Source organism: Rhodoglobus aureus, from assembly GCF_039527955.1.
In the GTDB taxonomy this organism is placed as follows: domain Bacteria; phylum Actinomycetota; class Actinomycetes; order Actinomycetales; family Microbacteriaceae; genus Rhodoglobus; species Rhodoglobus aureus.
This window is the reverse complement of sequence record NZ_BAAAKW010000013.1, coordinates 1-579: the sequence shown is the minus strand read 5'-3', so window position 1 is coordinate 579 and position 579 is coordinate 1. Positions and strand designations below refer to the sequence as shown.

1 pseudogene is annotated in these 579 nt (G+C 60.2%); it reads left to right on the top strand.

What is annotated here, in order from left to right:
- Positions 1 to 254 precede the first annotated feature (254 nt).
- A pseudogene (locus ABD112_RS14555) lies at positions 255 to 579 on the top strand (transposase); the annotation flags it as partial.

Sequence of the window (579 nt, the reverse complement as noted above, 5' to 3'; positions counted from 1 at the left end):
CGGGAAAGACACTCGTGCTCAACGAGCGCAGTTCCAGCGGTTGCGTGCTGATGGTCTCAGCCGTGGCGAAGCTGCCAAGGAAGTTGGTATCGATAAACGCTCGGCAGCAGACTGGGACAAGGGCATCACACAGTTCATGGGTGGTCGTAAGTATCCTGATGGGCGTGTGGTCCGTTACCGGCAGGCGGCGATACTGGCGAATGTGAAGACGCCCCGTAATAGCTACACGAGAGGAANGCCGCGGCGAATCGATCAGAGCGATCGGCCGAGCGTTGGGTCGGAGCCCGTCGACGATCAGCAGGGAACTGCGCCGGAACACCGCCACGACGATCGGGTATCTTCCGTATGCGGCGCACCGCATTGCCGCATCACGCCGACCGAGGCAGCGCGAACGCAAGCTCGAATCTCCTGGTGGCTTGCGCGTCTATGTTCAGCTGAAGCTTCGGAAGCGGTGGTCACCAGAGCAGATCAGCTACCGGCTCGTGAAAGACTTTCCCGACGACCAAGGGATGCGGGTGAGTACCGAGACGATCTATCAGGCGATCTATATCCAGGGTCGCGGCGCACTGAAACGAGAGA